Source organism: Comamonas suwonensis, assembly GCF_012844455.2.
Lineage (GTDB): Bacteria > Pseudomonadota > Gammaproteobacteria > Burkholderiales > Burkholderiaceae_C > Comamonas > Comamonas suwonensis.
On the sequence record NZ_JABBCQ020000005.1, the window covers coordinates 1 to 18,556 of the forward strand.

At 60.1% G+C, this 18,556-nt stretch carries 17 protein-coding genes; 11 read left to right on the forward strand and 6 right to left on the reverse strand.

Features of this window, described 5'->3' with window-relative positions:
- Window positions 1–127: 127 nt before the first annotated feature.
- On the reverse strand, window positions 128–2,320 hold the full coding sequence (locus HF327_RS06760) for a malate synthase G (protein WP_169107525.1): 2,193 nt from the start codon (window positions 2,318–2,320) through the stop codon (window positions 128–130).
- 490 nt (window positions 2,321–2,810) lie between these two features.
- Between HF327_RS06760 and HF327_RS06765 the strand changes: the two genes are divergently transcribed.
- On the forward strand, window positions 2,811–3,170 hold the full coding sequence (locus tag HF327_RS06765; protein WP_169107526.1) for a hypothetical protein: 360 nt from the start codon (window positions 2,811–2,813) through the stop codon (window positions 3,168–3,170).
- A 75-nt stretch (window positions 3,171–3,245) separates the two neighbouring features.
- On the opposite strand, the gene HF327_RS06770 is transcribed toward HF327_RS06765, so the two are convergent.
- Both HF327_RS06770 and HF327_RS06775 read right to left on the reverse strand, forming a co-directional pair.
- Window positions 3,246–3,932, reverse strand: a complete 687-nt coding sequence (locus HF327_RS06770) for a response regulator transcription factor (protein WP_169107527.1) — start codon at window positions 3,930–3,932, stop codon at window positions 3,246–3,248.
- A 12-nt stretch (window positions 3,933–3,944) separates the two neighbouring features.
- Window positions 3,945–5,159: a sensor histidine kinase gene (locus HF327_RS06775; protein ID WP_169107528.1), complete on the reverse strand. Its 1,215-nt coding sequence runs from the start codon at window positions 5,157–5,159 to the stop codon at window positions 3,945–3,947.
- 388 nt (window positions 5,160–5,547) lie between these two features.
- Here HF327_RS06775 and HF327_RS06780 point away from each other — a divergent pair, with 388 nt between their 5' ends.
- The 8 genes from HF327_RS06780 to HF327_RS06815 all read left to right on the forward strand — a co-directional run bounded on the left by HF327_RS06780 (window position 5,548) and on the right by HF327_RS06815 (window position 13,702).
- Window positions 5,548–6,483, forward strand: coding sequence for a LysR family transcriptional regulator (locus HF327_RS06780; protein WP_099735376.1), 936 nt, complete (start codon window positions 5,548–5,550; stop codon window positions 6,481–6,483).
- 85 nt (window positions 6,484–6,568) lie between these two features.
- Window positions 6,569–7,015 carry a DUF2214 family protein gene (locus HF327_RS06785; RefSeq protein ID WP_169107529.1) on the forward strand — a complete coding sequence of 149 codons (447 nt, stop codon included), beginning with the start codon at window positions 6,569–6,571 and terminating at the stop codon, window positions 7,013–7,015.
- 82 nt (window positions 7,016–7,097) lie between these two features.
- Complete coding sequence (argS, locus tag HF327_RS06790) at window positions 7,098–8,807, forward strand: arginine--tRNA ligase (protein WP_169107530.1); 1,710 nt, start codon at window positions 7,098–7,100, stop codon at window positions 8,805–8,807.
- Window positions 8,808–8,835: 28 nt separating this feature from the next.
- On the forward strand, window positions 8,836–9,564 hold the full coding sequence (locus HF327_RS06795) for an SPOR domain-containing protein (protein WP_169107531.1): 729 nt from the start codon (window positions 8,836–8,838) through the stop codon (window positions 9,562–9,564).
- A gap of 178 nt (window positions 9,565–9,742) precedes the next feature.
- Complete coding sequence (locus HF327_RS06800) at window positions 9,743–10,393, forward strand: thiol:disulfide interchange protein DsbA/DsbL (RefSeq protein WP_169107532.1); 651 nt, start codon at window positions 9,743–9,745, stop codon at window positions 10,391–10,393.
- A gap of 129 nt (window positions 10,394–10,522) precedes the next feature.
- Complete coding sequence (gene lptA / locus HF327_RS06805; RefSeq protein WP_169107533.1) at window positions 10,523–11,179, forward strand: lipopolysaccharide transport periplasmic protein LptA; 657 nt, start codon at window positions 10,523–10,525, stop codon at window positions 11,177–11,179.
- The gene (gene lptB, locus HF327_RS06810) at window positions 11,176–11,958 is read left to right on the forward strand and encodes an LPS export ABC transporter ATP-binding protein (RefSeq protein WP_169107534.1); all 783 of its coding nucleotides are present in this window, start codon (window positions 11,176–11,178) and stop codon (window positions 11,956–11,958) included. Before lptA ends, lptB begins: the two co-directional genes overlap by 4 nt.
- 142 nt (window positions 11,959–12,100) lie before the next feature.
- Window positions 12,101–13,702: an RNA polymerase factor sigma-54 gene (locus tag HF327_RS06815; protein WP_169107535.1), complete on the forward strand. Its 1,602-nt coding sequence runs from the start codon at window positions 12,101–12,103 to the stop codon at window positions 13,700–13,702.
- A gap of 123 nt (window positions 13,703–13,825) precedes the next feature.
- Here HF327_RS06815 and HF327_RS06820 read toward each other — a convergent pair whose 3' ends face one another.
- The 3 genes from HF327_RS06820 to HF327_RS06830 all read right to left on the reverse strand — a co-directional run bounded on the left by HF327_RS06820 (window position 13,826) and on the right by HF327_RS06830 (window position 16,513).
- Window positions 13,826–14,749 (reverse strand): aspartyl/asparaginyl beta-hydroxylase domain-containing protein, encoded by a 924-nt coding sequence (locus HF327_RS06820; RefSeq protein WP_169107536.1) that lies wholly within the window; start codon window positions 14,747–14,749, stop codon window positions 13,826–13,828.
- A gap of 135 nt (window positions 14,750–14,884) precedes the next feature.
- A complete protein-coding gene (locus HF327_RS06825) occupies window positions 14,885–16,117 on the reverse strand; it encodes a DUF711 family protein (RefSeq protein WP_169107537.1) in 1,233 nt (410 codons plus the stop codon).
- Between the two features lie 57 nt (window positions 16,118–16,174).
- Entirely contained in the window at window positions 16,175–16,513 is a 339-nt protein-coding gene (locus HF327_RS06830; protein WP_169107538.1) for a tRNA-binding protein, read from the reverse strand.
- 168 nt (window positions 16,514–16,681) lie between these two features.
- Between HF327_RS06830 and HF327_RS06835 the strand changes: the two genes are divergently transcribed.
- Window positions 16,682–17,980 carry a THUMP domain-containing class I SAM-dependent RNA methyltransferase gene (locus HF327_RS06835; RefSeq protein ID WP_169107539.1) on the forward strand — a complete coding sequence of 433 codons (1,299 nt, stop codon included), beginning with the start codon at window positions 16,682–16,684 and terminating at the stop codon, window positions 17,978–17,980.
- Window positions 17,977–18,471: a PIN domain-containing protein gene (locus tag HF327_RS06840; protein WP_169107540.1), complete on the forward strand. Its 495-nt coding sequence runs from the start codon at window positions 17,977–17,979 to the stop codon at window positions 18,469–18,471. Before HF327_RS06835 ends, HF327_RS06840 begins: the two co-directional genes overlap by 4 nt.
- Window positions 18,472–18,556 lie beyond the last annotated feature (85 nt).

Below are 18,556 nucleotides of genomic sequence, written 5' to 3' on the forward strand. Positions count from 1 at the left end.
ATGTAAATGCAACAAAATAATTCTTTGATTAGCTGACCGACGGTTTAGCTGCATAAAAAAACGACACCCTGAGGTGTCGTTTGGAAAGCATTCATGCAGCGAAATCCCGCTACATTGATCGGTCTTATTACTTTGCTGCAGCCTTGACCTTCAGACGCCAAGCGTGCAGCAGAGGTTCGGTGTAGCCGGAGGGCTGTTCCTTGCCCTTGAACACCAGGTCCAGAGCGGCCTGGAAGGCAGCGCCTTCGGGGTTGGCCACCAGGCTCTTGTACAGAGCGTCGCCAGCGTTTTGCTCGTCTACGATCTTGGCCATGCGGGCATAGCTGTCGCGCACCATGGCTTCGGTCACGATGCCGTGCTGCAGCCAGTTGGCGATGTGCTGGCTGGAGATGCGCAGCGTGGCGCGGTCTTCCATCAGACCTACGTTGTGGATGTCGGGCACCTTGGAGCAGCCCACGCCCTGGTCAATCCAGCGCACCACATAGCCCAGAATGCCTTGCACGTTGTTGTCCACTTCCTGCTGCTTTTCTGCATCGGTCCATACGGGGTTGCTGGACACGGGCACTTGCAGGATGGCGTTGAGCAGGTTGTCGCACTCGCTGTCGGCGTTGGGGCTTTCCAGACCCTTTTGCACTTCGGCCACATTGACCTGGTGGTAGTGCAGAGCGTGCAGTGTCGCGCCGGTGGGCGAGGGTACCCAGGCAGTGTTGGCACCGGCCTTGGGCTGGGCAATCTTCTGCTCCAGCATGGCCTTCATCAGGTCAGGCATGGCCCACATGCCCTTGCCGATCTGGGCGCGGCCGCGCAGGCCCATGGAAAGGCCGACCAGCACGTTGTTCTTTTCATAGGCGGGCAGCCAGGCGCAGGTCTTCATATCGGCCTTGCGAACCATGGGGCCGGCATACATGGCGGTATGCATTTCGTCGCCGGTACGGTCCAGGAAGCCGGTGTTGATGAAGGCCACGCGTGCGGGGGCTGCGGCAATCGCAGCCTTCAGGTTCACGCTGGTGCGGCGCTCTTCGTCCATGATGCCCAGCTTGACGGTGTTCTCGGTCAGACCCAGGACCTTTTCCACGCGGCCGAACAGCTCGTTGGCGAAGCCGGCTTCGGCCGGGCCGTGCATCTTGGGTTTGACGATGTAGACACTGCCGGTGCGGCTGTTTTTGATGCCGTTGGCACCGCCCTTGAGGTCATGAATGGCGATAGCCGTGGTCACCATGGCGTCCATGATGCCTTCAGGAATTTCCTTGCCTTCGGCGCCCCACAAAATGGCGGGGTTGGTCATCAGGTGACCGACGTTGCGCACGAACATCAGCGAGCGGCCATGCAGCTTCAGGCTCTGGCCGTCGGCACCGGTGTATTCGCGGTCGGCGTTCAGGCCGCGGGTCACGGTCTTGCCGCCCTTTTCGAAGGACTCGGTCAGAGTGCCCTTGAGAATGCCCAACCAGTTGGCGTAGCCGTTGATCTTGTCTTCGGCATCCACGGCGGCCACGGAGTCTTCCAGATCCAGAATGGTGGACAGAGCCGCTTCCAGCACCACGTCGGCCACACCCGCTGCATCGGTGCTACCGATGGGGGTGGACTTGTTGATGATGATGTCGGCGTGAATGCCGTTGTTCTTCAGCAGCACGGAGGTGGGAGCCGCAGCATCGCCCTGGTAGCCGACGAACTTGGCTTCGTCCTTCAGGCCGGTTTGGCTGCCGTCCTTCAAAGACACGACCAGCTTGCCGCCTTCCACAGCGTAGCCTGTGGAATCCTTGTGCGAACCGCTTGCCAGAGGCGCAGCCTGATCCAGGAAGTTGCGGGCAAATTCAATCACCTTGGCGCCGCGCACGGGGTTATAACCCTTGCTCTTCTCGGCGCCGCCTTCTTCGCTGATCACATCCGTGCCGTACAGGGCGTCGTACAGCGAGCCCCAACGTGCGTTGGCGGCGTTCAGTGCGTAACGGGCGTTGAGGATAGGCACGACCAGCTGGGGGCCGGCCTGGACGGCCAGTTCGGCGTCGACGTTCTCGGTCGTGGCCTTGGCATCCGCAGGTGCGGGCACCAGATAGCCGATCTGCGTCAGGAATTTGCGGTAGGCCACCATGTCGGTGATGGGGCCGGGGTTGGCCTTGTGCCAGGTGTCCAGCTCGACTTGCAGGCGATCACGCTCGGCCAGCAGAGCGGCATTCTTGGGGGCCAGATCGGCCACGATCTGGTCGAAGCCCTTCCAGAAGGCTTCTTGATCTACACCAGTGCCGGGCAGCACTTGGGCGTTCACAAAGTTGTACAGCTCGGTGGCGACTTGCAGGCCGTGGACTTGGGTGCGATCAGTCATGTGGAACCTCGATTGATGTCTCAGATATTCAGGAGTCGGTGCCCATGAAGGGCAGCATGTAGGAGGACTTTATTTGAATTCTTTCAGTACATAAAGAGCCTAAATAGTTCGGAACTCATGATGTTTTTATATGGAGTCTGCCGGATTTATGCGTTTTACCCACCGAAATCATGATGTTGATCAGTTCTGATTCCTGCTGACTGGAATGAATCGGCAGAGCGCAACTCTGGCGTTCCAGATTGAAAGCGCACTGGATGCAGGGTGACTCCTGAAAGCGTAGCTTCAAATGCTTTCTTATATTGGGCTAAGGCCTTGTTTGATAGGTATTCTTGAAGGTCGCTTTGTAAAAATTAAGTCAGCGTGTACTCGCGTAACGCGGGTTCTTGTCTGTCATAAATTGACAATCGAAATCAGAAATGATTTGTTAAACTTGAAACCAGTTGATCATTCTTTGATCTTTGTCAGTCGATTTTTTACCAAGGAGCCCCCGATGGCGAATCTGAACGAAAGCTTGCAAGATTTGATGACCCTGGACGGCGCTCTTTGCGCGGCCGCGGTGGACTACAACAGCGGCATGCTGCTGGGCAGCATCGGTAGCGGTGTGGATCTGGAATTGGCGGCTGCTGGTAACACCGAAGTGGTGCGCGCCAAGATGAAGACCATGAAGTCGCTGGGCCTGAATGACAGCATCGAAGACATTCTGATTACCCTGGGCAAGCAATACCACATCTTGCGTCCTGCAGAAAAAATCAACGGCATCTTTATCTATTACGTGCTGGACAGCAGCCGCGCCAACCTGGCTCTGGCTCGTCGCAAGATTGCGGACGTTGAATCCAAGATGGAAATGTAAGCTTCGCGCTCGGCGGTATCCAATGAGCCAACGAAAAACGGACCCTTGGGTCCGTTTTTGTTTTGGGGTGCTAACTCAAGCGGCAATCAGCGGGGCGCGGAACTGGTAGCCCACTTTTTGCTGCGACTGCAGCGGTACGGCCACAGGCGTTGCGCGCTCAATGCGGCGGCGCAGGCGGTAGATGGTTGCATGCAGGCTGTTGTCGGAGTCGGCGCCACTGGTGTGACCGAGCACGCCGCGAATGTGGTCGCGGCTGACGGTTTCGCCCTGGGCCTGCAAAAAACACTCCATCAGCATCCGGTCGGTGGCGCTCAGTTCTACGGTCTGGCCATCGGGTGCCGTCAATACGCTGCGTTGGCTGTCCAGCTTCCAGGCCGTGGCCGTTTTGGCCGTGGTCATGATGCGGCGATGCACGGCGCGTACAGCCAGCTCCACCTGCTCAAAGGTCACAGGCTTGGTCAAATACATGTCGGCACCGGCGTTGATGACTTCGGCAAAGACCTCGGGCCCCAGTCGCCCTGAGACGATGAGAACTCCAGCTTGTGTGCGCCTGCGGATGATGCGGATCAGTTCGGAGCCGTCCACTCCCGGCAGCATCAGGTCGAGCACATAAAAGTCAAAGCGGTAAGGGGCGACATCGGCCAGCAAGTCGCTGCTGTCGCTGTAGGCGGTGACATCGATGCCCTGGCTGCGCAGGTGCTGGGCCAGAAATTCGCAGTATTCGGTGTCGTCGTCAACCAGAGCAAGGGTGGCAGGCAGCATGGGCGGCGGTTCTTATTCAGCAAGACCTTGGGGGATGACCAGGCGCATGACCGTGCCATGCGGGCTGTGAGGGAGCGCCTCTACTGTACCTTGATGCAACTGGAGCACGGAGCGCACGATGAACAGGCCCAGTCCCGCGCCCGGACGGTTGTGGCTGTGATTACCGCGCGAGCCTTTGTCGAACAGTCGGGGCAGCAGCTCTGCCGGAATGCCGGGGCCCTGATCAATCACTTCCAGAATCAGGGCCAGTGGCTCGTCAGACTCTGAAATGCGCAGCGCCACCTGTGTTTCTGCCGGGGCGTAGGCCAGTGCGTTGTGCAGCAGATTGCGAATGGTCAGCCGCATCAGCGCCGGGTGCAGCTGTACGGTACGCGGCTGGGCTTGCCACTGCACATCAATGCGCGGGCGCAAGTCGGCAGCAATATCGTGCAGCACCAGTTTGATGAGGGTGGGGAGATCAGTTTCACTCGATGCACCGGCCTTGCCGCCTACGGCCAAAATGGTGCCAGCGGCCAGCGTATTGTCCAGCGTACCAATCACTTGCTGCATCACATGCTCGGCGCGCAGCAAGGCCTTGGTGGCGGGGGTGGCGTCGGGCAGGTGCAGGTTGTCAATGGCTTTGAGCGTGGCCTGCATGGCCGCCGATGCATTGTTCAGTGGCTGGCGAATCTCGTGCGACAGCAGTTGCAGCATCTCGTTGTGCTCGGTCAGCATGGCGGTGCGCCAGTCCAGCAGGGTGCGCAGCTTCTCCAGCTCGCCATCGTCGTCGCGGCGGCTGCGCAACTGCCCCTGCAGGGACTGCAACTGCTCGTGCTGGCGTGTGATGACGGCACCGCGCGCATATTCACGGCCCACATCGTTCAGTGTCATCAGCACCTCGTGCTGGCCCTGTGCATCTGCCGCGCCGGGGGTGAGCTGTATGCGCCGGTGGCGCTGGGCACCAAAGTCGTCGTGCCGGGTGTCGTCGTATTCCTGTCGCTGGCCTTTGCCTGCGGCGGCAAAGCGCTGGCTGTGGGTTTGCCAGGAAGCATCACTCAGCAAGGGCCGAAGAAGCTGGCCGGTGGCACTGTCTGGCGGTATATCAAACCACTGGCACCATGCAGGCGTGGCCATGAGCAGATAACCTTCTGCATTCCAGAGCGCATAGCCTTGGCCGGACTGGCCCAACAACTCGACGAGCTGGGCAGGGACCGCGCAGGGCTTGACAGACAGAGGTGAAGGGGTCATGACTTCGGGGTGTGCAGATTGTGTAAATGTGTTTTACAGCTCATCGATTTAAAGGCACTGGTCGCCTGCAAGCTCATGGCGCAGGCGAATAAGCGATATTCCCTACCTAGGGAAAACGGCAAATTTTGCTATAAAGGTATATAAAGACTAAAGATTCCTTTGCAATTTGTGACTTATAGTTAGGCTATATCGAAGTAAGTCACACAGGTGACAGGCATGTAGCACTGATTGCTCGCACTTGAAGGTGAGAGCAGATAGCGCCCTTGCTTAAAGGACTTTCGATAAAAACATTTAAATAATCAAGGCTGCTTGTGCGGTGGATGCTCTTTTATTAATAGGGCGCCCGGCTGACACAGGAGACAACACGGACAAGACAGGAGCAGCGGTCATGGACAAACTCAAAGCATTTGAGTCTTTTGTATCAGTAGCGACCCGAGGCAGCTTGACAGCTGCCGCCAAGGCCGAAGGTGTAGCGCCCGCCATCATGGGGCGAAGGCTGGATGCTCTGGAAGAGCATCTGGGCGTGAAGCTCATGGTGCGCACCACGCGCCGCATCTCGCTCACCCACGAAGGCAGCGCATTTCTGGAAGATTGCCAGCGCTTGCTCTCCGATGTGTGCAATGCCGAGGCCAGCGTTTCCGCCGGCGGCGTCAAGGCCACCGGTCATCTGCGCATTACCGCTCCTGCCGGCTTTGGTCGTCGCCACGTCGCACCGCTGGTGCCGCGCTTTCGTGATCTGCACCCCGATGTCACCATTTCGCTGAACCTGAGCGACCGCGTCGTCGATCTGGCCGGTGAAGGCTTTGACTGCGCTGTGCGCGTGGGTGACCTGCCCGACTCGGCCCTGGTCAGTGTGCGCATTGCCGACAACCGCCGCCTGTGCGTGGCCACGCCCGCCTATCTGGATCGCCGCGGCACGCCCAAGCACCCCAGCGAGCTGACCCAGCATGACTGCCTGACGCTGTCGTCCGACGCGTCGCAGACACGCGGTTGGGCCTTCCGCATTCCTCACCCTGAAAGCGGCAGCAGCGAAGTGGTGCACTTCAAGCCGGGTGGTCCGCTGGACTGCTCCGACGGCCAGGTGTTGCACGACTGGTGCCTTGGCGGCTGGGGCATTGCCTGGCGCAGCACCTGGGAGGTGGAGGCCGAAATTGCCGCTGGCCGCCTCGTGCCTGTGCTGGAAGATTTCGCCGCGCCGCCCAACGGCATCTTCGTTGTCTTCCCCCAGCGCAAGCACATGCCTTTGCGCGTGCGCATGTGGATTGACTACCTCAAGCATCACTACAACCAGCCTGAATTTTTCCGTAACGGCTTGCTGGCATGATGTGAGGGGAAGGAGGGCGGAGCATGAATTCGTCGCCCCTGCGGAATGTTTCGGCAGGGTTTGATGGGCATTCCTCCGCTGAGTCATGACCTTTGAAGCCGTTCTCGCCAGCGTCCATCTGCTGGCTATTTTGACGCTGGTGGTATTTCTCTCCAGCCAGGCCGCCCTGTGCCGGGTGGAGTGGATGAACGCCGCCGTAGTGCAGCGCCTTGCCAGGCTGGACATGATTTACGGAATTGCCGCCATCGTGCTGCTGCTGACCGGCATTGCGCGTCTGGTCTGGGGCGTCAAGGGCATGGGCGGCTATGTGGCATCGCCGCTGTTTCATATCAAGATGACTCTGTTCGTCATCGCCGTGCTGCTCTCGCTCAAGCCCACCTTTACCTTCCGCCGCTGGAAGAAGGCGCTGGACGCCACCGGCCAGTTGCCCGCCCTCGAAGAAGTCAAGCAAACCCGCAAGTGGGTGATGTGGCAAAGCCATCTGGTGCCGGTGATTGCCGTCGTCGCCGTCTTCTGGGCGCGCGGCATGTGATTTTGTGGGGCTGCAACGACTTGTTGCGTCCCTGCAATCCAGCTTGGCTGCGCAGATCAAGGCAGCCACGTAAAATCACCGAATGCTTTCCGTCAAACAAGAATTGCTCGCGGCCCTGGCTGCTGAGCTCGAAACACTCTCGCCCGGCGCTGGCGCACGCGCTGCGTTTGAAAACCCCAAAGTGGCAGCCCATGGCGATTTCGCTTGTACGGCAGCCATGCAGCTGGCTAAGCCCCTGAAGGCGAACCCTCGCGCTCTGGGCGAGCAGCTCAAAGCCGCGCTGGAAGCCACACCTGCTTTCCAGAAATGGGTGGATGCCATTGAAATTGCGGGCCCCGGCTTTCTGAATATCCGCCTCAAGCCTGCTGCCAAGCAGGAAATCATCCGCGAAGTGCTGGCGCTGGCTGAAAAGTTCGGCTTTCAAGCTGATCGCGGCGAAAATATTCTGGTCGAGTTCGTCTCTGCCAACCCCACCGGCCCTCTGCACGTGGGCCATGGCCGTCAGGCCGCGATTGGCGACGCCATCAGCAATCTGTACTCCACTCAGGGCTGGAAGGTACACCGCGAGTTTTATTACAACGACGCGGGCGTGCAGATCGACACCCTGACCAAGTCCACGCAGCTGCGAGCCAAGGGCTTCAAGCCCGGTGATGAGTGCTGGCCTACTGACAGCGAGAATCCGCTGGCCAAGAACTTCTATAACGGTGACTACATTGCCGATATCGCCAAGGCGTTCCTGAACAAGGAAACCATCAAGGCGGATGACCGCGAGTTCACCGCCAATGGCGATGTCGAGGATTACGACAATATCCGCCAGTTCGCCGTGGCCTATCTGCGCAACGAGCAGGACAAGGACTTGCAGGCTTTCCACCTGAAGTTCGACGAGTACTACCTCGAATCCAGCCTGTACGAAAACGGCCATGTCGAAGAAACCGTTCAGCGCCTGATTGCCAACGGCAAGACCTACGAAAAAGACGGTGCACTGTGGCTCAAGTCCACCGACTACGGTGATGACAAAGACCGCGTGATGCGCAAGACTGACGGCGGCTACACCTACTTCGTGCCTGATGTCGCCTATCACATCCAGAAGTTCAAGCGTGGCTTCACCAAGGTCGTGAACATTCAGGGCACCGACCACCACGGCACCATCGCCCGCGTGCGCGCCGGCCTGCAGGCTGCCGATGTGGGCATTCCCGCCGGCTACCCCGACTACGTGCTTCACACCATGATTCGTGTGGTGAAGGATGGCGAGGAAGTGAAGATCAGCAAGCGCGCAGGTTCGTACGTTACGCTGCGTGACCTGATCGAGTGGACCAGCAAGGATGCAGTGCGCTTCTTCTTGCTCTCCCGCAAGCCCGACACCGAGTACACCTTTGACGTCGATCTGGCCGTGGCCCAGAACAATGACAACCCTGTGTACTACGTGCAGTACGCCCATGCCCGCATTCAGTCCGTGCTGCGCGCATGGCAAGAAGCTGGCGGCGCTCGCGTGCCCGCGCTCAAGGATGTGGATCTGTCAGCACTGGAAGGCCCGCAGGCTCAGGCCTTGATGCTGCTGCTGGCCAAGTACCCAGAGATGCTGACTGCCGCAGCCGAAGGCAATGCACCGCACGACGTGACTTTCTACCTGCGTGACCTGGCTTCCAGCTACCACAGCTACTACGACGCTGAGCGCATTCTGGTGGACGACGAAAAGGTCAAACTCGCCCGCTTGGCCCTGGTCGCCGCCACCGCTCAGGTGTTGCACAATGGTCTGGCCGTGCTGGGTGTGAGCGCACCCGAGCGCATGTAATCAAAGCAGAAAGCGTTAAGCGACTGATATGAAGAACCAGCAACGCGGTGGAACCATCTTGGGGCTTATCTTTGGCATGGTCATCGGCCTGGCTGCGGCTCTGGCCGTGGCCATTTATGTGACCAAGGTGCCTGTGCCGTTCCTCAACAAGGGTGGCAATAACAACCAGCGCGATGCCGTCGAGGCCGAGCGCAATAAGAACTGGGACCCCAACGCCCCGCTGCAAAACCGCCAGCCCGCACAGCCTCCAGTGGCCGCGCCTGTGCAGCCGCCCAGCGACGTGACGGTAACCCCCCCCACGCCTGCAGCCCAGCCCACAGCGACGGGTGGTGTGACTACGCCTGAAGTGCCGCTAACAACGCCAAAGCCCGTGGCTGAAAAGGAAAAGCCCACCAAGCCCGCCACTGGCGACCCGCTGGGTGATCTGGTTAAGGAGCGCTCTGCGGCTTCTGACAAGGCCGAAAAAGCACGTGCTGACAAGGAAAAAGCGGCTGCGCAGGCATCAAGCTCCTCTGATACTGCCTTCAACTACTTTGTGCAGGCCGGAGCTTTCCGTGGTCAGAGCGAAGCCGAAGCGCAGCGCGCCAAGCTGGCCATGCTGGGCTGGGAGTCGCGTATCAGCGAGCGTGAGCAAAATGGTATTACCGTCTTCCGCGTGCGCGTGGGTCCATTTAGCAAGCGCGATGACGCCGAGCAGCTCAAAGGAAAGCTCGATGGCGCTGGTGTGGATTCCACGCTGGTGAGGTCGGGTAAATAACACCTCCTGAGCCGCTTTGCGGCTTCCCCTCTCTCTTCGGGATGGGGACGACACCCTCGGTGCGGGGCGGCCCTTCCTCGGTGTCTCTCGCTTGGAGTACGCCAGTGTTTGTTAGCTACTGAACTTTTTTTGATCTGCAGTCTCTGATACTGCAGACCTGATACAGGAGTTTGTTTAGATGAAACGTCGCGAATTCTCTCTGGCTGCCTCGGTAGCTGCTGCCGGTACCCTGACCTTGGGTACTTCCTCCAGCTGGGCGCAAGCCGCAGCTCCCAAGGAAGGCAAGGACTACATCAAGCTCGCCAAGCCTGCCAGCGTGAGCGCACCTGCCGGTAAAGTCGAAGTGATCGAGTTCTTCTGGTACAGCTGCCCGCACTGCAATGTGTTCGAGCCCCAATTTGAAGCCTGGGCCAAGAGCCAGCCTGCCGATGTGGTGGTGCGCCGCGTGCCTGTGGCTTTCAATGCTTCCTTCCTGCCCCAGCAAAAGCTGTACTTCACACTGGAAGGCATGAACCTGCTGCCCCAGCTGCACGCCAAGGTGTTCCGCGCCATTCACGTGGAGCGAAACGGCCTGAAAAACGACGATGCCATCTTTGAATGGATCGGCAAGCAAGGCGTGGATGTGGCCAAGTTCAAGGAGGTCTACAACTCCTTTACCGTGGCCAATCAGGCGCGCAAGGCTGCCCAGCTGCAAAACGAGTACGACGTGGAAGGTGTGCCGGCCATGGGCGTGGCCGGCCGCTACTACACTGACGGCACCAAGGCCGGCAATATGGACAACGTGCTGCGCGTCGTCAATGCGCTGATCGCCTCCAGCCGCAAGGCATAAGGCCGGTGACTCAAGTCATCAAGCCTTGATGCTCAGCAAGCCCGCCGCCGTGCGGGCTTTTTTATGGGTGTTTTTTACGCGAGTTCTAAAAAGGGAATGACTACAATGGATGCAAGAAACGTGCCTTCCATGAAAAAATCACTCCTACCTCTTGCGCTGGCCTGCGCCCTGGCAGCAGCGACCGGCATTGCGCATGCCGAAAAAGCCGACAGCGCCAAGCCCATGAATATTGAGGCGGATGCGCTGCGCCATGACGAGTTGCAGCAGACCAGCGTCTTTACCGGTAATGTGGTGATGACCAAGGGCACCATCGTGCTGCGCGGCGTGCAGCTGGATGTGCGCCAGGATGCCGAGGGCTATCAGTTCGGCGTGATCAAGGCGGAGCCGGGCAAGCGCGCCTTCTTCCGCCAGAAGCGCGACAGTGTGCCGGGTCAGCCTGAAGAATTCATCGAAGGTGAAGGTGAAGTCATCGAATACGACGGCAAGGCGGACATCGTCAAATTCATTCGCCGTGGCGAGATGCGCCGCTACCGTGGCGGCCAGCTCAGTGACCAGGTCACCGGCTCCATCATCGTCTACAACAACATTACGGACGTTTACACGGTCGATGGCGAGAAGACCAGCGGCGGCCTGCCCAGCTCTTCCATCGGTCAGGGCGGTCGTGTGCGCGCCATCATGGCGCCCAAGGAAGGCACGCCGGGGGCTCAGCCCAAGCCTGCGACACCAGCCACGCAGCTACGCCAGAGCATGACTCTGGGTGGCGAGAAAGCGGACGAGAAGAAATGACTGAGCCCACCTTCTCCAGCAGCCGTACCGGCGAGTCTGCCAGTCGTCTGGAGGCCAAGCATCTGGCCAAGTCCTATGGCAGTCGCAAGGTGGTCAAGGACGTATCCCTGTCCGTGCAAAAAGGTGAGGTGGTCGGTCTGCTCGGCCCCAATGGCGCGGGCAAGACCACCTCGTTTTACATGATCGTGGGTCTGGTGCGCAGCGATGGTGGCGAGATTTTTATTGATGGTCAGCCTGTCGGAGGCATGCCGATTCACCAGCGCTCGCGCCTGGGTCTGTCCTATCTGCCGCAGGAAGCCTCCATCTTCCGCAAGCTCAGCGTGGAAGACAATGTGCGCGCCGTGCTGGAGCTGCAAAAAGACGAGCAGGGCAAGGCGCTGACGCGCGACGAGATCGAAAAACGCCTGACAGGCCTGCTACAGGAATTGCGCGTTGAGCACCTGCGCCAATCGCCCGCGCTGGCGCTGTCCGGCGGTGAGCGTCGCCGCGTGGAAATCGCGCGTGCACTGGCGACACAGCCGCGTTTCATTCTGCTCGATGAGCCCTTTGCCGGTATCGATCCGATTGCGGTGATCGAAATTCAGCGGATCATCGGCTTCCTCAAAGAGCGCGGCATTGGTGTGCTGATTACCGACCACAACGTGCGCGAAACACTGGGCATTTGCGACCATGCTTTCATCATCAGCGATGGGCATGTGCTGGCCGAAGGCACCCCCGAGGAGATTGTGGAGAACGCCGATGTGCGCCGCGTCTACCTGGGCGAACATTTCCGCATGTGATGAGCACAGGCTTTCGCTCTCCCACATTCCTCCCGGCGCTGGCGTTGACCAGCGGAGCGGGCCAGCGCATGGAAGCCGCCCGGCGGCGAAGCCTGAGTAGCGCGAGCATTTGCTGCAGCCGCCGGCTGGAGGCATTTCGCTGATGAAGCCAGGTCTCTCGCTACGCGTTTCGCAGCATCTCTCGCTTACGCCGCAGTTGCAGCAGTCCATTCAGCTGCTGCAGTTGTCCACGCTGGAGCTGGCGCAGGAAGTCGAACAGATGCTGGTCGACAACCCATTTCTGGAACGCTCTGGCGATGAGGCCGATGCAGTAAGCGATGCTCCTGCAGAGATAGCGCCTGCCGCTCATGAATACAGCGCTTCAGACTCTATTTCATCTGAAAAAGAGGTAGGACAGGCGCAAGCAGCTAGCGACTCTGTAGCAGAGGCTACCAGCGCCGAAACCCCGGAAGCACTGAACTGGGAGGCCGACGGCATGGACGGCCAGGATGGTGAATGGGGTGGTGAATCCAGCAGCGAGTGGGATTCACCCTCGGGCAGCGGCTCCACCCGCAACCGCGATGGTGATGGCGAAACTGATGCCATTGACCTGGCCCGCGAGCATGAAAGCCTGACCGCATTTCTGCACCGGCAAGCGCTCAGTCTGCGTCTGGGTGCCGAAGACTGCGCGGCGTTGCGCTTTTTGATCGAATCGCTCAACGACGACGGCTACCTTGAAGACTCGCTGCAGGAGCTGGCCCAGAGTCTGGCCGGCGACGATCTGGAAGAGCGCGAAGAGCTGGAGCAGCGCTTTGCCATTGCGCTGAAGCTGCTGCAAAGTCTGGAGCCTGTGGGCGTGGGTGCGCGTGATTTGTCCGAATGCCTGCAGCTGCAGCTGCGTGATTTGATTCACGCCGCCGAGGACGAAGGCACGACCGAGGCGCACATGAACCGCTTGAAGCTGGCGCAGGCCATTTGCAAGCAGCCCATGGACTTGCTGGCACGGCGCGATTTGCGCAAGCTCACCAGCCTGTGCGGCGCACGCGAGGAGCCGCTGCGCGAAGCCATGAGCCTGATTGCCGGGCTGGAGCCTCGCCCCGGTCGCCGCTTTGTGGATGTGGAGCGCAATATCATCGTGCCCGATGTCATCGTGCGCCCGGTGCGCGTCAGCTCAGGGCGGGTCGATTTTTCCGTGCAGCTCAATGCCGATGTGATGCCGCGCCTGCGGGTCCATGACATTTACGCCGGGGTGCTGCGCCGCCACAAAAGCAGCGAAGGCCATGCCGCGCTGCAACAGCAATTGCAGGAGGCGCGCTGGTTCATCAAGAATATTCAGCAGCGCTTTGACACCATCTTGCGCGTGTCCCAAGCGATTGTGGAGCGGCAGAAAAACTTCTTTGTGCATGGCGAGCTGGCCATGCGTCCGCTGGTGCTGCGCGATATTGCTGATCAGCTGGGCCTGCACGAATCCACCATCAGCCGCGTGACCACGGCCAAGTACATGGCCACGCCGCAGGGCACGTTTGAGCTCAAATACTTCTTTGGTTCGGGTCTGGGAACGGAGACCGGCGGCAGCGCCTCCAGCACGGCGGTGCGGGCGTTGATCAAGCAGTTTGTGGATGCAGAGAGTCCTAAAAAGCCGCTCTCCGACGCCAAGCTGGCCGATATGCTCAAGGAGCAAGGCATTGAATGCGCGCGCCGCACGGTGGCTAAATACCGCGAGCAGCTCAAGATTCCGACGACGACGCTGCGCAAGGCGCTGTAAACATCCCAGAAACAAAAAAGCCGCTGATGGATTCAGCGGCTTTTTTATGGGGTGCATGCAGCTCGATAAAGCATGTCGCCCCCTTCCGAAGAAAAAGGGGGAAGGCGCAAAGCGCCTCAGGGGTTAATTCGGAATCAACCACCAGATGAAGAGCGCCAGCACGCCAATCATCAATCCAAATTTGAGGATTTTGTAGAAGGTCGGGTTCCAGCTGCGGAAGGCGCGGCGGTACTTGCCGGCGTAGAACGAGATTTTGAACAGTTTGCTGATCATGCCGCGCGGGTCGCCCTCGTTGTTGGGCGAGCTGGCAGCGGCTACGACGTTCTTGCCCAGCCAGTGGTTGAGCCACTGGGCAAAGCCGTTGGTCATGGGGCGTTCCACATCGCAAAACAGCACGATGCGATTGCCTTCCGAGCGATTTTCAGCCCAGTGCATATAGGTCTCGTCGAAGATCACGCCTTCGCCCTCGCGCCAGCTGTAGGGCTTGCCATCGACCTCGATCATGCAGCGGTCGTCATTGGGTGCCAGTACGGCCAGGTGGTAGCGCAGCGAGCCCGCATAGGGGTCGCGGTGCAGGTTGAGTTTGGCACCGGGCGGCAGCTCGGCAAACATGGCTGCCTTGATGCTGGGAATGGATTTGACGAGTGCGGTGGTCTTGGGGCACAGCTCCATGGCCGACGGGTGGGCATCGCCATACCACTTCAGGTAAAAGCGCTTCCAGCCAGTCTTGAAGAAGGAGTTAAAGCCTGCATCGTCGTTATTGGCGGCGGCCTTGATCTGCATGTTCTTTTGCAAATTGACGGCTTCTTCGCGAATTTCGCGCCAGCTGGCCTGCAGCGGTGCCAGCTCAGGGAAGGTGCTGGTGGGCAGATAAGGCGTGCGGGGCACCTTGCTGAACATCAGCATGAAGACGTTGAACGGCGCGGTGAAGGTGGAGTGATCAAACAGTTGCTTCACCACCTTGTGGCGCACCTTGCCGCGCAGGTGCATGTACAGCCCGCAGCCAAAGAAAAGCAGCACCAGTGCCAGAACGATTATTTTTGCCATAAGGGTCAATTTTACCGGGGGCACCCCGGTGGCGACCATGGGGGCAGGTCAAACAGAACCGGGGTAGGGGAATATCAACAACGATAGCTACTGGCGCTTGATTGGTAAGTGCTAGAGCCTTGTTTTAGATGAAATTCAGGGCAAAGCCAGCACCGCACAGTTGCACAGGTCGTCGCTTTCAAAGGCCGTTTTATCGCCTGCGCTCAGCCCCGGCACGGGGAACAGGCGCACGGTCAGCGGCTTGTTCAGGCGAAAGGCCATGGTGCCTGTGTCGCGCATGACGGCGGCGATCTGCTCGGTGCTGCTGTCGCCGGGCACGGGCACGGTGTCGAGGCCAATGCCGCAGACGCTGCTATAGGTCAGCAGGGCGCGAATGTCGAACTCGTGGTTCAGACTTGCCTGGGCCAGACCTTGGTCTTCGGTCACGGCCAGCATCAGGCCGCTGAAGCCGATGGGTGTCACGCCCTGGACGGACTTGAAGACGCGGGTCAGCAGGGCCGAGGCTTCCACCGTGCCGCTGGCGCCGAAATACGGCACGCCCAGCAGTTGGTACACCTCGACCATGGAGGCGCAGGACTTGGAGGGAGCCGCCGAGGTGTCCATGCCCGCAATGCGCCAGCCCTCGGCCAGCGTCACGCCGTCGGCGCAGCGCTGGATGGCGGAGGCATGCTCGGTCAGCGACTGGCTCAGGCGCTCGAAGGCCAGCTTGAACCAGTCTGCGTGGTCCAGTTGCTGGCGCTGCGCTTGCAGTGCCTGGAGGTCGGCGACCATGAGGTCTGGCGTTTCCAGACCCAGCACCAGCGCGCCATGGTGCTGGCCGCGGTGGTAGCTGGCCGGAAAATAGGGAATGCCGGGTGCGCAGTTGAAGTTGACCGTGAAGTTGAAGTTGCCCTCGCCGCGTGGCGTGGTGCGGGCAATTTCCTGAACCGCCTGCACGCTGTGGGCCAGTAGCTCGGTCTGCAAAAAGCCGTGCTCGTCCAAGTCGATATTCACGCAGGCATTGCACAGGTCGCCATAGGCAGCGATCAGCTGGGGTAGCAGCGCCACCTCCTGTGCGTTGCGCGCCTCGCCAATGGCAAAGCGAATGCGGCGTGCGCCGGTGTTGATGGCGCTCAGCAACTGCGTGATGTGCTGCAAATCGGCCAGCGCCGAATCAATCCCGGAGACATTGATGAACTCGCCAAACGGGTTGCTCACGATGCGAATCGACTGCACCCGGTAGCCCTGAGCCTCGATGGCATCGGCGATGGCATCGCACTGCTGCTTGGCCTGGCTCAGACTTGCCTGCCACTGCGCACGGTCGGTGGGCATGTTGACAAAGGCGGTGATGGTGCGCAGGCGCACCAGAGGGTTGAAGCTGATATTCATAGCAGTATCCGCAGTCTGTAAAAGGGCTGTCGGCCATTTTGCATGCAGACGTCAGAGCTAGAGCAGGCGCGTGCCCAGCGGCACCTCCTTGTCGGGCACGCACAGCGCCACGGCTCCTGCGACATCGTGAAAACCGGTTACAAGACATTCGCTCATTAGCGGGCCAATCTGCTTTGGGGGAAAGTTCACCGCCGCGACCACCAGCCGGCCAATCAAGTCCTCGGGCTGGTAATGCTCGGTGATCTGGGCGCTGGATTTGCGCTGGCCCAGCTCGGGGCCGAAATCCAGCAGCAGTTTGTAGGCGGGCTTGCGCGCTTCGGCAAAGACCTCGGCCTGCAGCACGCGGCCTACGCGCAGTTCCACCTTCATAAAGTCGTTCCAGCTGATTTCTTCCATTTTTGAGACTCCTTGGACCGTCATGATGACCGCGCCACCGCGCGTATCTATCGAGCAACGCTTGCCGTGCGCTGGCACCGGAAAAGGCCTAGCGCGTATGCTTATGCCCTGTAACGCGCATATCGAGTGTCAGGCACCTGACACCGCAGCTGGCGCGCATTGATTTTTATGAACCAACTGCATTTGTTTTTGCCCTGCGCCGCCGGCGTCGAGGGTTTTCTGGCCGACGAGGTCCACGCCATCACCGGCGCCACCGGGCAAGATTTGCTCGTGGGCCGGGGCGGCGTCATGCTGCGCGGCATGTGGCGTGATGCCATGCTGCTCAACCTGCACAGCCGTCTTGCGCAGCGCGTGCTGGTCGAGCTGTCGTATACCCAGTACCGTAACGAGAACGACCTGTACCGCGCCGCCAGCGAGGTGGCGTGGGAGATCTGGTTCTCGCCCAAGGAGACCTTCAAGATCGAGGTCACGGCCCAGCACAGCCCGCTGACCAGCCTGAACTTTGCCGCGCTCAAGGTCAAGGACGCGATTGCCGACCGCTTCCGCGAAAAGCGCCATGGCGTGCGCCCCAGCGTGGAAACCCATCATCCCGATGTGCGCGTGCACCTGCACCTGACCACCGACGGCGCGACCATCTACATCGACACCTCGGGTGAAGCGCTGTTCAAGCGCGGCTGGCGCGAGGACAAGGGCGATGCACCGCTGAAGGAAACCCTGGCCGCCGCCATGATTGCAGCCAGTGGCTGGAATCCCCACGGCGACAACCCTCAGCCGCTGTACGACCCCTGCTGCGGCAGCGGCACCGTGCTGATTGAAGCGGCGCAAATTGCGCGCAAGATTCCGGCCGGCATCCTGCGCCGTTTTGCGTTTGAAAAGCTGGTGCCCTTTCAGCGCCATGTGTGGGAAGCGATTCAGGATGAGGCCGAGGCCGCCATCCTGCCCGAGTCGCCCGTGGGCATTTATGGCTCGGACATTTCCTTCCGTATGGTCGACTTTGCCCAGCGCAATGCCGAGCGTGCGGGCGTGGCCGAGACCATCAACCTGCGCGGTGGCGATGCGCTGCAGCGTATGCCGCCCACCGACCAGCCCGGCATGATGATTCTGAACCCGCCCTATGGCGAGCGTATTGCCGCCGCCGGTAGCTATGGCCGTAATGCGGCAGAGCGCATGGGCGAGGTCGAGCGCGCAGGTCGCGAAACTGCGCAGACTGAAGACGGCGGTGAGTTCTTCAGCCAGCTGGCCAGCCACTGGAAGAAGAACTACAGCGGCTGGAGCGCCTTCATGCTGACGCCCGACTTGAAGCTGCCCAGCCAGATGCGCCTCAAAGAATCGCGCCGCACGCCCATGTGGAACGGCCCGATCGAGTGTCGCTTGTTCCGCTTCGACATGATCAAGGGTTCGACCAAGCCCCGCAAGAATGCCGATGGAGCCGCAGACGGCAATGCGCAAGCAGGCGAAGCGGAATGAAGATCGCCCCCTTGCGCTGGCCGGCCTGTAACGCCGGCTACGAAGGCCCGTTGCCGCGTCCCATGATTCTGGACACCAACGTGGTGCTGGACATGCTGATCTTTGACGACCCGCATATCCCATCGATTCGCGAACTGGTTGCCAAGGGCGAGGTTCGCTGGATTGCCGACCAAGCCCAGCGCATAGAACTGGGCCGCGTGCTGCACTACAGCCAGATCGCTCCGCGCGTGAGCTTTTACGGCAAGACGCCCGAAGGCGTGATGGCTGCGTTTGATGCGGCGGTGGAATACGTGGCCGAAGCGCCCAAAATTCGCTTCACCTGCACCGACCCGGACGACCAGCACTTCCTCGATCTGGCCAGCCTACACAAGGCCGTGCTGGTCAGCAAAGACCGAGCCGTGCTCAAGCAGCGCAAGCGCGTGGCGACGCACTATGGCGCGACAGTAGGGAATATGGTGTTGCTGGAGGAGATGGCGACCGAGGCACTTTGACTGTAACGGCAGCTTGACACTAGCTACTCATGCGCAGGGTAGCTGCTTAGACTCCGCTTTCCCCAGGAAAAGCATGTGTTTGTGA